Below are 12,566 nucleotides of genomic sequence, written 5' to 3'. Positions count from 1 at the left end.
TCGATTCCGGTCCTGTCCCCGCCGCTGCGGGGGTGTACGGACGGAGCGTGCAGGCGGAATGGCCGCCGAAGCATCGACCCTGCGACTGCGGGGAACCTCCCGGCGCCGTCGGGGCCCCCGGGCTCCGACGGCGCTTCCGTATGCCACGGCCCGGCAGTGGTGAATCAGGGGCCGGATGCCCTGTCGCTGAAACGGGATTCCCGCAGGGTGTAACACCTGGAGGGCCCACTCCGTCTATAGAGGGGAGGCGCCCGCCGGCCAGTCACACGGCGGCCGCCCCACACCCCCGACAGCAGGAGCCGGATCGTTGGTTACAGCGGAAAGCACCTCGGGCGAGAAGCGGGCTCGTGGCCCCCTGCGGGCCGCCCTGGGTTCGTGTCGAACCGTATCGGACCGAGACGTACCAAGCCGATCCGACACGGACCACACGACCAGCGGCGGCCGAACGGGAGGCGGGCCTCCGGGCTGCTTTCCGCTGTAACCATCCCCTGGAGAGAGCGCGCCTGCGGCGCGCAAAGCGGGGCGGCCGACCGGCACGGGGCCCGGGGACCTCCCTCCGGCCCACGGCTGACCCGCCCCCGGGGCGGGCGCAGGGCCCCGTACCGCTCAACCGCGCTGCATCCCTTCACACCCCCCAACCCCACGGCCGCAGTCCGCGGACCGTGGACACCCCACACGGACGCGCTCCGCGCGGCAACCGGAACAGGCCCCCGGCCTCCGCCGGGCAGTGCGTACCCTGACGGGCGTGACCACCGCCCTCGACGCCATCAAGGCATTCCTCGACCACCTGGACGAGCGCCGGTTCGCCATCGGTACCCGGCGCCTGCGCGGCGGGTACCTCACGGAGTACCTGGAGCACGCGCTCAACACCGAGGGCACACCGGCCGGCCTCACCGCCGCCGAGCTCATGGAACTCCCCCGCGCCGACGCCTGGCTCGAAGACGCCGCCGCCGGCCGCACCCGCCAGCGCAACACCCTCCGCGGCCCCGACACCCCCTCCGCCGACGCCACCGAACGCTCGCGGATCATCACCTACAACGTCTTCGCCGAGTTCCTCGGCACCCCCTGGCGCCTGGAGGTGCCCCCGAACACCTCCGGCGAGTACCTCGACCCCGACGAAACACAGAAGATCCTTCACACCCTCGCCGTCAAGCGGCCCACCGGCTACAACGCCGCCACGGCCGTCCGCACCGCGGCGCTGGCCGCCCTCGTCGCGGCCACCGGCCGCCCCGTACGCGACCTCGCCCGGCTGCGCCTGGCAGACCTCCAACTCGACCACCGGCCACCGCGACTCCTGCTCGAAGACGGGCCCGTCGAACTCGACACAGCCACCCAAAACATCGTCCGCCGCTGGCTACGGCAGCGCGCCGGCATCACCGCCGCCCTCGAAGGCTCCGACCCCGGACACCTGTGGATCGCCACCAAGCCCGGCGGACCCCACGCCGGACAGGCGCCTCCCCCGCCCGGCCTCAACCCCGCCGAGATCCGCACCCTCCACGATGCCCACCGACGGCTCGTCCTCGGCGTCCTCGGCGTCCCTCTACGCCCCGGCGCCCTCCGCCGCAGCGACCCGCCCCCGGCCACCGCGCCCCGTCCGTCCTGACGAAAGTCCACTTCGCGGCCCGGCCGTCACACAGGCGGAGCCGCCCAGAACGCCGCCCAGGCCCGCGCGGCCGCGACCGTTCGCTCCAACTCGGTCGTCCCGCTCGCCTGCCAGTCCTCCCACGACCGGGCCTCCGCCTCGGTCAGGACCGCGACCGCCCGCCGTGGCGCCGCCGCGAACGCCGGCACCTTCGCCGCCCACCCGGCGGCCTGCTCCACGCTCTGCCGTCCGTCCATGACCAGCCGGAACCCCCACAGCGCGGTGTCCAGCCACGCCGGGCCCCGCATCGCCCACGCCCAGTCGATCAGGTGGACCCGGCCGGAGGACTCCGTCATGAAGTTGGTGCTGGCCGGGTCGGAGTGCGCGAGCCGGTCACCGACCAAAAGGGGTTCGTCGGCCGGGTCGCAGTACCGGCCCCACCGGTCCCACGGGGTGCGCGTGACCACCTCGGGCGCCGGGGTCCGGCTCAGCTCCTCCAGGACGGCCGCGACCGCGCCCAGGTGCGCGCTGTCCTTCCCGAACCCCGTCCACAGGGAGGCTTGCAGGCCCTCGAAGCAGAGCAGCAGCCAGCCGCCCGCCTCCTCCTGCCACAGCAGGCGCGGGGCGCAGTCGGGGAGAAAGGGGTTCACCGCCGCTTCGGCGCGCAGCTCGCCGATGCGCTCATGGTCCAGGGGCAGGCCCTTGACGAAGACCATGGAGCTGCCGGGCTTGGGCCAGAACCAGTTCGCCAGGGCAGCGCTGTCGCCCTGGTCCACGGGGATGCCGGGGTGGTCGTTGCCGACCCGGGCGGCGAGGGCCGCCCGGACCGGTTCGGGCAGGTCCTCGTACGGGACCCGGGCCACGCGCACGACCGTCAGGTCCCGGGCTTCTTCGGCGGGTTCTGCGGGTCGTTCGGCGGCATGGGCGGATTCTTGTCCGGGCCCGTGGAGCTCGGGGGGCGACCCACGGGCGCCTTCGAGGGCGGACGGGTCGTCTTGCCGGCCTCCGGCAGCGTCATCGTCATGCCGAGGACGGTACGGCCCCCTGCGGGCGCCTGCAGGAGAACGAGCCTTCCCGGCCGAAGGCCGTACCCGGCGGGACCGGTTCCGGGCACAAAGGTGGTTCGATAAGGTGACAGGGCGGGCTGCCGGGCCCGCCGGTGGCCCCGCGTGAGCGGGGATGCAAGGCCCGTACCGGCGTGGGCCAACCTCACCGCGCCCGGAACCGGTGCGCGGGACCACTTGCATCCCGAAGGGCCCCCCGTGGACATCCTGAGCATCGACGTTTCCGACCATCACGCCCCCGGCGCCGCCCTGCACTTCGCCGAGACCGAGCACGGCGTGGCCGTGTGGGGCCACGACCTCTTCGACGTGAAGGAGGGGCACGGTGACCGGACGATGTGCCAGACGGGCACCTGGCACACGGCCGAAGCCGTTCGCCTCCACACGTTCCTCAGCGGGATCGCGGACCGCCGCCCGGGACTGGTGGTGCCCGAGCCGCGCCGGGCGCAGTTCCTGAAGTTGAAGGTTGGGGCCCAGGGCTGGGACAACGACCCCTTCTTCAGTCGGCACGATGTCCGGCTCACGATCGAAGGCCGGCCCGCGCGGCCACAGGACGATGGCCCGGAGATGATCTGGGAGCACGTCAGGAGCGATCGGCCGGCCCGGGGCGTCATGCTCCAGGGCGGATTCTGGGCCCATCGCCTGCCCGACAGTGTCCTGGGCGGCGCCCACATCGGGGACCTGCCCAAAACGCTTCAGTGGCTGGAGCGTCTGCTCGTCAAGCGGGGCCTGCTCCCCCGTCAGGAGGCGGGACCGGCGGCCTGAGCACCCGGGTCCCCGATCTCGTCCGGGCCTGCGGCCCCGGGTACGTCTTCGTTGGGGTCAGGGCCACAGTCGGTGCAGGCCGGGACGCCGCACGCCCAGCACGGGTCGGGGCGGCCGAACAACGGGCGGGCAGGCCCCGGCGGCGGCGGGCGGCCTTGGACCAGCCGGAGGCCGGGACGGGTCCGGTCACAGGATGCCGGTGCGGCTGAGGTGCGTCGCGGGCCCGGCGACGTGGCGGCCGTCGGGGGTCACGGTGACCACGGACGGGCAAGCCGGGCACGAGTACAGGCTCAGGGCGGCGAGCCAGCGCCACCCGGCGTCCCAGAGCGGGGCGTGGTCGCGGTTCTCGGGGACCGGCGCGGCGGCGCCGCAGTGGGTGCAGGTGACGGTATCGGGGGTGGGGTCGGTCATCGGTGTGGCCGTTCGTCCGGTGGCGGGCAGCTCAGGCTAGCGGCTCCCGGACCCGTGGTCGGGCGGTCGGGAATGCGCGGGACGGGAGCGGATGCCGTCGGGGCCGTCGGCCGCGGCGCGGTCCAGCGCCACAAGTTCCGCCAGGGTGGGCCGGCGCCCTTTCCAGTAGGGGTGACGGCGTGCATCCAGGCCATACAGGGCAAGCTCCCCGGACGCCTCCACGGCAAGCCGGGGATCGTCCAGCATCCTGTTGTAGAGCCTGGTCGCGGCCCTGCGGAGGGCGATCAGGTCGTCCGGGAAGGCCGTCATGATCACCCTTTCGTGGTCGCGTGGCGTCGATTTTGAGCCAATCGAACGGATGTACGATGGCGGGGTGAGTTACGACTACCCCAAGAAGCTCGTGCAGCTCCAGCTCGCGATGGCCGCGCTCCAGGCCGAGTACGCCCGCTTCGTCGCGGACCTGCCGCGGTCCGTGGTCCCCCTCGACGCTCATGAAGGCCGCGAGGGCCTCTGGACTGCCCGGGACCCCTCCCCCGGCTACACCGAGGAGCAGAAGGCCCGGCGGACCGCCTACGAAGCCGACCTGCGGGAGCTGTCCGCGCAGGTGTCCGCCCACCCGTACTGGGCCTCCCTGCCGCCGGAGGACCGGGTCGCGGCCCGCCAGGGCCTGAAGAAGGTCGAGCCCGGCGACGAGCAGGCCGGGGAGTAGCCGTGCCCGCGGGCCCGGATCTCCCCCGGCTGCCTCCGGACCCGCCGCTGCCGGAGGACCCCGAGATACTCCGCCTGCTGTTGCGCTGGTGCGAGATCCAGAGCGAGGCGATCCGCGTGCGCCTGGCCGCGATTGAGGACCGGCAACGCGCGGCCGCGGCGAAACCCGCAGGGGCCGGAGCCGGGCCGGGCCGGGGGCCGAAGGAGCTGTCCGAGCAGTGGATCGTGCAGTACACGATCGGCGCCCCTCGGAAGCCGATGCTCGTGCACACCCCGGACTGCGGCCTGACCACCGGCCACACCCGCCCGATCACTCGCGCCCAGGCCCTCGAACTCCTGACGGGACACACCGTGGAGGCGTGCGGGATCTGCGGGGCCGAGCGGCACCTTGGGGTCGGCTCGCCGTAGCCTGCGGCTGCCGGGCAAGCCAAGGGCCCCTCCCGACGGGAGGGGCCCGGCTGTTTCTGCGGGCAGCGGGGTGAGGCTACGCGGTGACACCCCAGCTTGAGTCCTCGCCCGAGGCGCCCCAGCCGACATCCTCGCGGTGCACGTTCCAACTGCTGTCCGACATTGGTTCCCTCCCCGTGTGCTGATGTTCGTGCCCTCACGCTACCCGGTGGCCACGACGACCGTGCGGCTTCCCGGTGAGGCTGACGCCGCACTGCTCGCACCCTGTCTTACGGGTCGTTACAGACCGGAGCAAGTGCCCGGTTTCGCCGGCGTGCCCGTGGAAGACTGGCGGTGCCGCGGAATCCAGGTGAAGGGCCCCCGCATGACCGACGAACCCACCGTGTACGAGCTGCTGGACGGCACGAGCGCGGAGAAGAACCTCGCCGAGGACCTTGCCGGGGTGATCGACCACCTGAGCCGCGTCCTGAGTGGTGTCGAGGACGGCAACTGGCGCTACGCCAATGACAGGGCCGACGACCTGCGGGACAGCATCGCGCGGTTCCAACGACGCCTCACGGACACGATCCCCGACGGGCACGGCGACGTTCAGCGCGACGAGGACGGCCTGGCGATTCGCCGCTTCGCCCCGCCGGAGGCGAACGGCGAGCGGGTCACACAGGCCGTCACCGCGTTCGTCCAGGACTACGCGGCCGGCCGCGCCCTGTTCCCCCTCGACAACCTGACCGGACCCGTAAAGGACCGGCTCGTCAAGGACCTGAAACGGAACGCCGAGATTCAGGCCGCGCTGGACAATGGCGATGCCGCAGCCCTCTCCCGCCTCACCGGCCGCCAGGTCACCATCAGCGGCCCCCAGGTGACCCTCACCGACCCGGGGGACACGCAGTGAGCCCCCACGACCCAGGCGACGATGTGCTCCACGTTGTACGGGCCCGAAAGGCACTTGAAAAGGCACTCTCCGGAGTCACGGCGATGGCCGCGGAGGTAGAGGACTTCGCCGCCCTGGGCACCGACGAGCGGGGCGGGGCCGTCGCGGCGTTGGCGTCCTCCGAGTACGTCGACGAGGTCGGGGCCCGCCGGGTTTCACGGGCGTTCACCGCGGGCCTGCCGGACCTGCTGCCACTGGGGGAAGGCGCCCTGGCCTTCGGCGGCGCGGTGTTCATGATGCGAGGCGCGCTCCACGAGCTCGATGAGGCCCTGTCGACCCTCCGGCCGGACCCGACCGAGCCCGGCGGCACCTTCTCGCGCTGAAGCCCTGTAGGGGGCGACGGAACCGTCCGTCGCCCCCCACAGGCGCGTGCCTGCGCTGTTAGGCGACCGGGTACGACCCGGTCACCGTGACGATCTCCGCAGCTGCAGCACCCTCGGAGTCGCCGTAGAAGCCGCCGATGTTCTGGAGCGACCCCGCGTTGGTGGTGCCGGGGGTCGTCAGCCGGTCGATCTTCGTGCCGTCCGACCCCGCGTAGACGATCGCGGTGCCGCTCCAGGTGCCGTTGTCGGCGTCGCGGCCGTCCAGGTTGAGCTGGAACACGTAGCGGACTCCGCTGGCCGCCCGGACCGGGAGTGTCAGCCCGAAGCCGGCCGCCGTCGCGGCCTCCGTCGCCTTGTTGGCCACGATCATCGCGGTGAACGTGCAGATCCCGCCCGAGACGGAGTAGCGGCCGGCCGTGCTCGTGCCGTCGTCGCCCTTCACGTTGGTGAGCGCCGGAGTGAACTTGGGCATGTGGTGATCCCTTCCTTGGAGATGTCCGCCGGGTGCGACGGACTTCGGAAGGTTGCGGCGCTGCGGGGTCTTGTGTCCCCGGCAGCCGGGCACGAGGAGCACCGCAAAGGGTCTGCCGACGGAGACCTGGGGCCGTGTGGCAACGCAAGGGGTGCGAGGGCCGGAATACTCAGTGCGGAGGTCGACGGCCGCGGAGGGCATCAGGGCCCGTGGTGGCGGATGGAGGGGTTTTGCGGCATGGCGGGCAAGACGCGGGTGTTGGAGATCTGGCAGGCCCTCAACGACCGCCAGCAGGGCGTTCTGGCCGTCATCTACGAACTGGACCAGGCCAAGGAGAAGGGGCGGCCCCGCTGGGACGACACCCCGGCGGCTGTGTGGCGGCGGATCGACTTCGCCCTCGACCACTCGTTGTCGCAGGCACCCCCCACGACGGCGATGCAGGACCGTCTTGCGGCCGGGGGCTGGCACAACCAGGGCAACGGCTCCACCATCAGCGCCCTCGCCAACCGGGGCTTGGTCACCCGCGGCTACCGGTCCACCCCCATGGGCACCATGATCACAGTGGCGATGACCCGAGAAGGCCGCGCCGTCGCACGTGCCGCGCTTTCGCTGCCCGCCGGCAGCGGGGCCGCGCTCAGTGTGCGCTCCTGGGAAGTCCTCGTCCTGTTGTGGGTGGCGCACCGCAACGGCACCACCCTGGCATGGGGGCACTCCACGACCATCGAGAAGGTCCTCATCGGCCGGCACGTTCCCCCGCTCGCCTGCCGGGTCGTCGGGGGCCGTGGGTACGAGATCACCGACCGGGGCCTGCAGTTCTACCGCGAACATCACGCCGCCCACGCCGCGGCCCACCCCGGCGTCCGCGCCCCGCATCCTGACGGTGCCGCGGCCGAACCCTGGCCGCGGCGGGCCGACACCCTCCTCGCCGCCCACCGCACCCGCTACGAGGCGCTCGCTGACGCGTGGACGATGGCGTGTGCGGACCGGGACGCCGCCGAGACCGAAGCCGCACAGGAGGCCCCGGAGCCCCCGGCCGGGCTCCCGACCGAGCTGGCGGAGCAGATCGAGGCCCGGCACCGGCTGTGGGTCGGTACCGCCCGCGAGCGGGCCGAGGAGGCCGCCGCACACGTCGCCGAGCTGGCCGACCACACCGAGCACGCCGCCCGAGCCTTCGCGGCCGCGGCCCTGACCGCGCATCGCGCCGCCGTCCGGCGCACCGATCCCCTTGAACGCCTCACCGGCCCGTCCCCCGTCGGAGACACCTGGGACGAACCCCCGCTCGACCCGCCCGCCCCGACCGGGATCCACGTCATCGACGCCGAAGCCGCCAAGCTCCACGCCGCCGCCGTCGGCCGGCCGTACCGCCGCCGCGGCCCCGCCCCCAAACAGCCACGACGCCGAGGCACCACACGCCATACCGCCCCACCGCCGCCCGGCAGCGACTGTGCCGCCCTCGGCCGCTTCCTGAGCGAACACCTCGCCGGCGGCACCCTGACCCGCCGCCTCCACCCCGACGCCTACAAGACCGCCCCCCAGAGCGCCACGACGCCAGAAGGACCCGCTGCAGCCTCGGGCGGGCGCTAGCCGCGGGCGCGGCCCCGCTGCCTCTTCTCCCGCTTTCGGTCGGCCTTCGACGGCTTCGTGCGGGGCAGGGCGGGGCCCAACTGCGGCCAGGGTTGATCGAAGACACCGTCGATCGCGGGGACACCCGTGGGATCCATGACGAGCTTGAGGTCCGGGTGGAGCGGGGCCACGCAGGCCCGCAGGTCTCCGTTCAGCTCCCGGAAGCTGGCCGGCTGTCGTTCGCTGTCGAGGAAGGTGATCGGCCGACCGACAGGCCACTCGGGGCACAGTGAGCGGTGCCAGTCGCCGAAGCCACGGTTCTCGTGGAAGAACCACACTGCCATTCGCCAACCCCGGGCCCGTTCGCTGTCGAGGTTGAGAAGGGCGTCGATCAGCTGTCCTCCGAGCCCTTGGCGTCGCGCGCCGGGCAGTACGGCGATGTCCGAGATCTCGACGACCCGGTCGCGCATCTGATGCACCATCGGTGCGGGCAGTCGGGTGACAGCATGATGTGACCACTTCCCAGGCGGCCCGGCGTTCACCAGGCCGACGACCTGCCCGGTGGCGGTCTCCTCGGCTACGAGCGTCACCATCGCGTCCGACAGAGGATTCTCGCCGTCGGCAGTCCTCTCGCGCAGCTTCCGGTAGGCATCGTCTGCGGTGAGGACGCCACCGGAGAGATTCGCCAGTTCCCGAGACATCGAGCGGAGCCCCTCCTCGGTGGGCCCTGACCCGGCCGAGGCGGTTGCCATCTCCAGAAGGTGTCTGGTTGCCTCCAACTCCTGCTCGTCGTAGTCGGGGTTGGCCAGTGACATCAGGGTGAGGGCCGTGTCGATGTCGGGGGCCCGGAGCCCACGAATGCTGTAGCGGGACGAGGTCATCCGTACAGGCTAGGGCCAGGCCATGGCCTATGTGCCGGCATGGGTGCTGTATGAGCATGGACGGCCTGCCGGTAGGCGAACCGAACGGATCGCCCGCTGATGCCGGGTAGGTGCTCGCCCGGCCGCGACGGCGGGCCGCACGGCCCGTGGCCGACGGGGGCCCTCACCACGCAGGGTGTGGCGAGGGCCCTCGACATGTCCGGGGCCCTTGGACGGGCGTCAGGCAGGGAACGTTGGGCGTCGCAGGAGACTGGCGCGCAAGTCGGCTTCCATCGCCTGCTCGTCGAGGAGCAGCAGTCGTCCCTCCGGGCAGGCGGGGCTGGCAACGACCGTGAACAGGCCCGCGGCGTCGTACTTCTTGACGACGGCCCGCACCTCGTCGGCCAGGTTCGGTGGGCAGACGAGCGTCCGCCTGGCGTCCAGGAGTACCTGATCGTGGAAGCGGATGCTCGTCAGCATCTGGTCCAGGCGACTCATGACGCCTCCTTCGGGCGGGGTTCCAGTGTGACGGCTCATGTGACCCGCATGTGTTTCATGCGGGTCACATGACAGGTGGCGTACAGCGTTTCGGCGGCAATGGTCAGGGTGGGGGCTTATATCAGAAGAGCTCCCCGAATTCCCGGCCTTCGATTAAGTCGCCCGTATATCGAATTCATGCGGGTACGGTCGAAGCTCCGATCTTCCTTGCGCGTTCCCTCATGCTGCCCGGCGTGGGAATTTCGACCAACATGGCCGGAACTCCCACGCTGGGCGCCCTGTGTGGGCGCAGAAAGGAAGACTGGAATGGGAGAAAACGGACGCCGCTTGTGGTGGTGTCGCTGTAGGGCCTGGCTGAGGCTCGTGGATCACTGGCTTCACGCACATCCGGTGTATCTGCAGACGGCATTGGTGATCTGGTGCCTGCACCGCGGGGAGGTGCCGCCTGTCTCCTAGGCCTTACGAACACGGTTCGGACCCGACGTAGACGGGTCCGAACCGTGGTCTCGGGGTCGAGGCCCGCCCTGCCGTCAGTGGGGCGGGCCTTCGTTTTTTCACGTGGAAGTGGGGTTGGTGATTTCAGTGTACGGACGCGCACGTTGGATTGCACGTGCTCGCCGAAACTTAATCGCGACAATCAAGTTGTGGTCGAGTGTGAGTGAAGTCGCCTGGGGTCATTTACGAATCCTTCGGGGGTGACTCGCATGTCGCAGTGCTGATCGGTTCGGGCCCCGGACGCCTCGGGGGAACCGTCCCACCTACGAGTTCTGGTAGGTGAGCAGCGCGGGATGGATACGGTCGGGGCCCGACGGGTACACGGTCCGTCCTGCCCTGCCGGGGAACGCCGCCACCCACGTGTGCAGCGGGTCTCGGTGGCGAGGTCGGTCTCGCCCTGCGCCGGATCGGTGGGTGGTCAGGCCGGGGTGTCGGGGTCGCGGAGGAGGGGGGTGAGGGCTTGGCGGAAGGCGTCGAGGGCGTCGTCGTGGATCTTGTAGCCCTGGACGGGGCCGTAGCCGGGGCCGATGCCGAGGACGGGTGGTTGGATGGTGTGGGGCCAGAGGCCGGCGGCGGCGCCGTTGGTGAGGGCGGTCTTGAGGGGGCCGGCGTGGCCGCGCAGGCCCTTGCCGTCGTCGGTGCGGAGTGTGTCGGCGGTGACGGTGCCGCCGTGGCGGACGGCTTCGAGGAGGATCCTCTTGGCGCGCTCGGGGACCTTGTCGTAGTAGGTGCGGGCGCGTTCGGGGGTCCATGCGTTGTCGACCCGGACGACGTGGGCGTGTCGGGTGAGGAAGGCGTCGATGTCGGCCATGGCCTCGGGGGTCGGGTCCTTGATGGTCACCGACACGGTGATCTCCACGGAGGTCTCCCTTACAACAGACGTGGATAGAGGTGGATCTAACGAGTGGTCATCACCGTACCGGCCGACCCCTCGTCTTGTCCGCGTTTCTTCCACGTTTGACAGACCAGTCCCCCGTGACTCTCCTCGACTCGCCGCCCCCGCGCGGAACTTAGGGCACCCTTACCGGTTATTCTCTCCAGAATAACCGGTACCGCCGGGGAGCAGGGTCCGCGTCAGGGCCCGATCCCTGCTCCCGTGCGTCCCGGCACCCCCTGCCCATGAGGAGAGCGCGTTGCACGAGAACCCGGACTCAGCCCGCGGCACCGAACAGCGGATCACCGACGAGGGGGGAACGGACAAGTTCGGCTTCACCTGGCAGCACGCCCGTCAGGCCGTTGCCCGACTCCGACCGCAGGCATCCCCTCAGGACGTGGCCGACCTTGTCGAAGCACTCGCGCTCGAACTCGGGATCGAGCCGTACCAGTTCGCGCAGATCGACAACGAGGCGACCCTTCGGGAGCTTGAGCAGCGGGACGGCCTGAACACCGGCCGGGCGAGCGAGTGGGAGCACCCGCCGGCGGACCGGCGCCCGGCCGAGCCCGAGCAGCGCGAGGGACGGATCGCGAGGCAGGATCAACCCGTGATCCCGGGCATGAGCCGCCTGTGCCACGTCGAACACCCCCAGCAGATGTACACGATCATGAGGCCGGTGCCCGCCAGTCTGCCGGTTCCGGAGGACGCGGACGCATGGATCGGGGCCTTCGGCCGGGGCCGGGTCACCGGGATTCTGCCCGGTGGCGACGGGAAGACCAGCGCGGCCGTGAGCTGGGGCACCGACTCACAGGGCAACGCGGTCGTGCTCACGCCGCTCGGCGGCCCCGGACTCGACCTGTGCGGCACCTGCCACACCCCCGTCGGCGAGCCCTCCCCAGGGTGCACCGAGACCTCCAACCATCGGGAGCGGCAGGTGTGAACGGCCGCGGACACTCCTGAACAGCCGGCACTCGCCAAGAACGGGCAGCACAGTGGACACCGATCCGATCGATCAGCTCAACCGGCACCCCCTGGCCGAACGGCCCCTGCCGCGGGACCCCGCCGGCTTCGGCGCGCCCCTGGCCTACCCTCCCGTCACCAACGGGCTCGACTTCCTGGTCGGCGTCATCGACCACCTCGCCACCGACGAGCAGGGGAACAGGCCCGGACCGCGCGGCCTCAAGTACGCCGTGGTCCACCTGGAGGCGGCCGCCGAAGTACTCCTCAAGGCCGGCTTGGAGCGGGAGCATTGGAGTCTCGTCGCAGAGAAGATCACCGAGCGCCGGGTCGGCCGGGCCAAATTCGAACAGGGTGACTTCGCCGGCATCACCCCGGCAGAGGCCGTACGACGGATCCGCGACATCGTCGGCTTCCCCATCACGCCGGACGAGGAGAAGGCCCTGGATGCGCTGACGAAGAAGCGCAATGCCCTCCAGCACTACGGCCTGACGGCCACCTACGAGGAGATCGAGGCGCTCACCGCCCGGGTGCTCGACTTCCTCATCCGCTTCCTGGACGAGTCCCTCTTCCCGGACCTGTCCGTGCTCGTGGCCGACGACGAACACCTTCAGGACATCGGCTACGTCCGCGACGGCGCCAACCGCCTGCACGCCTACGT

The 12,566-nt window shown here is 71.3% G+C and carries 16 protein-coding genes and 1 pseudogene; 9 read left to right on the top strand and 8 right to left on the bottom strand.

Going from position 1 to position 12,566, the window contains the following annotated elements:
• Nucleotides 1-745: 745 nt before the first annotated feature.
• Nucleotides 746-1,603 carry a site-specific integrase gene (locus ABTZ17_RS17545; RefSeq protein WP_352196520.1) on the top strand — a complete coding sequence of 286 codons (858 nt, stop codon included), beginning with the start codon at nt 746-748 and terminating at the stop codon, nt 1,601-1,603.
• A gap of 26 nt (nt 1,604-1,629) precedes the next feature.
• Here ABTZ17_RS17545 and ABTZ17_RS17540 read toward each other — a convergent pair whose 3' ends face one another.
• Both ABTZ17_RS17540 and ABTZ17_RS17535 read right to left on the bottom strand, forming a co-directional pair.
• Entirely contained in the window at nt 1,630-2,445 is an 816-nt protein-coding gene (locus tag ABTZ17_RS17540; protein WP_352196519.1) for an aminoglycoside phosphotransferase, read from the bottom strand.
• 11 nt (nt 2,446-2,456) lie between these two features.
• The gene (locus ABTZ17_RS17535) at nt 2,457-2,606 is read right to left on the bottom strand and encodes a hypothetical protein (protein ID WP_352196518.1); all 150 of its coding nucleotides are present in this window, start codon (nt 2,604-2,606) and stop codon (nt 2,457-2,459) included.
• 238 nt (nt 2,607-2,844) lie between these two features.
• Here ABTZ17_RS17535 and ABTZ17_RS17530 point away from each other — a divergent pair, with 238 nt between their 5' ends.
• Nucleotides 2,845-3,408: a hypothetical protein gene (locus ABTZ17_RS17530; protein WP_352196517.1), complete on the top strand. Its 564-nt coding sequence runs from the start codon at nt 2,845-2,847 to the stop codon at nt 3,406-3,408.
• A gap of 186 nt (nt 3,409-3,594) precedes the next feature.
• Here the strand turns inward: ABTZ17_RS17530 and ABTZ17_RS17525 are convergent, their stop codons facing one another.
• Nucleotides 3,595-3,819, bottom strand: a complete 225-nt coding sequence (locus ABTZ17_RS17525; protein WP_352196516.1) for a hypothetical protein — start codon at nt 3,817-3,819, stop codon at nt 3,595-3,597.
• Between the two features lie 36 nt (nt 3,820-3,855).
• On the bottom strand, nt 3,856-4,134 hold the full coding sequence (locus ABTZ17_RS17520; RefSeq protein ID WP_352196515.1) for a hypothetical protein: 279 nt from the start codon (nt 4,132-4,134) through the stop codon (nt 3,856-3,858).
• Nucleotides 4,135-4,192: 58 nt separating this feature from the next.
• Between ABTZ17_RS17520 and ABTZ17_RS17515 the strand changes: the two genes are divergently transcribed.
• The 4 genes from ABTZ17_RS17515 (at nt 4,193) to ABTZ17_RS17500 (ending at nt 6,186) form a co-directional block, all read left to right on the top strand.
• Complete coding sequence (locus ABTZ17_RS17515) at nt 4,193-4,528, top strand: DUF8825 domain-containing protein (protein ID WP_352196514.1); 336 nt, start codon at nt 4,193-4,195, stop codon at nt 4,526-4,528.
• 224 nt (nt 4,529-4,752) lie between these two features.
• Complete coding sequence (locus ABTZ17_RS36940) at nt 4,753-4,935, top strand: DUF6233 domain-containing protein (protein WP_502994720.1); 183 nt, start codon at nt 4,753-4,755, stop codon at nt 4,933-4,935.
• Nucleotides 4,936-5,299: 364 nt separating this feature from the next.
• Complete coding sequence (locus tag ABTZ17_RS17505; RefSeq protein ID WP_352196512.1) at nt 5,300-5,824, top strand: hypothetical protein; 525 nt, start codon at nt 5,300-5,302, stop codon at nt 5,822-5,824.
• An 83-nt stretch (nt 5,825-5,907) separates the two neighbouring features.
• A complete protein-coding gene (locus ABTZ17_RS17500; protein ID WP_352196511.1) occupies nt 5,908-6,186 on the top strand; it encodes a hypothetical protein in 279 nt (92 codons plus the stop codon).
• A 58-nt stretch (nt 6,187-6,244) separates the two neighbouring features.
• Here the strand turns inward: ABTZ17_RS17500 and ABTZ17_RS17495 are convergent, their stop codons facing one another.
• On the bottom strand, nt 6,245-6,658 hold the full coding sequence (locus tag ABTZ17_RS17495) for a hypothetical protein (protein ID WP_352196510.1): 414 nt from the start codon (nt 6,656-6,658) through the stop codon (nt 6,245-6,247).
• Nucleotides 6,659-6,895: 237 nt separating this feature from the next.
• Here ABTZ17_RS17495 and ABTZ17_RS17490 point away from each other — a divergent pair, with 237 nt between their 5' ends.
• Nucleotides 6,896-8,242: a hypothetical protein gene (locus ABTZ17_RS17490; RefSeq protein ID WP_352196509.1), complete on the top strand. Its 1,347-nt coding sequence runs from the start codon at nt 6,896-6,898 to the stop codon at nt 8,240-8,242.
• On the opposite strand, the gene ABTZ17_RS17485 is transcribed toward ABTZ17_RS17490, so the two are convergent.
• From ABTZ17_RS17485 to ABTZ17_RS17475, 3 genes are all read right to left on the bottom strand, one after another.
• The gene (locus ABTZ17_RS17485) at nt 8,239-9,102 is read right to left on the bottom strand and encodes a GNAT family N-acetyltransferase (protein ID WP_352196508.1); all 864 of its coding nucleotides are present in this window, start codon (nt 9,100-9,102) and stop codon (nt 8,239-8,241) included. The two genes, ABTZ17_RS17490 and ABTZ17_RS17485, sit on opposite strands and share 4 nt — an antisense overlap.
• A 219-nt stretch (nt 9,103-9,321) precedes the next feature.
• Nucleotides 9,322-9,579: a hypothetical protein gene (locus tag ABTZ17_RS17480; RefSeq protein WP_352196507.1), complete on the bottom strand. Its 258-nt coding sequence runs from the start codon at nt 9,577-9,579 to the stop codon at nt 9,322-9,324.
• A gap of 913 nt (nt 9,580-10,492) precedes the next feature.
• On the bottom strand, nt 10,493-10,933 hold the full coding sequence (locus ABTZ17_RS17475) for a hypothetical protein (RefSeq protein WP_352196506.1): 441 nt from the start codon (nt 10,931-10,933) through the stop codon (nt 10,493-10,495).
• 274 nt (nt 10,934-11,207) lie between these two features.
• Here ABTZ17_RS17475 and ABTZ17_RS17470 point away from each other — a divergent pair, with 274 nt between their 5' ends.
• Together ABTZ17_RS17470 and ABTZ17_RS17465 are read left to right on the top strand one after the other, a co-directional pair.
• A complete protein-coding gene (locus ABTZ17_RS17470) occupies nt 11,208-11,888 on the top strand; it encodes a hypothetical protein (protein ID WP_352196505.1) in 681 nt (226 codons plus the stop codon).
• Nucleotides 11,889-11,940: 52 nt separating this feature from the next.
• Nucleotides 11,941-12,566, top strand: a pseudogene (locus tag ABTZ17_RS17465) (hypothetical protein); the annotation flags it as partial.

It is taken from the genome of Streptomyces sp. NPDC097619 (assembly GCF_040302735.1).
GTDB lineage: Bacteria > Actinomycetota > Actinomycetes > Streptomycetales > Streptomycetaceae > Streptomyces.
Note: the sequence above shows the minus strand (reverse complement) of the source record. Positions and strands in the feature narration are given on the sequence as shown.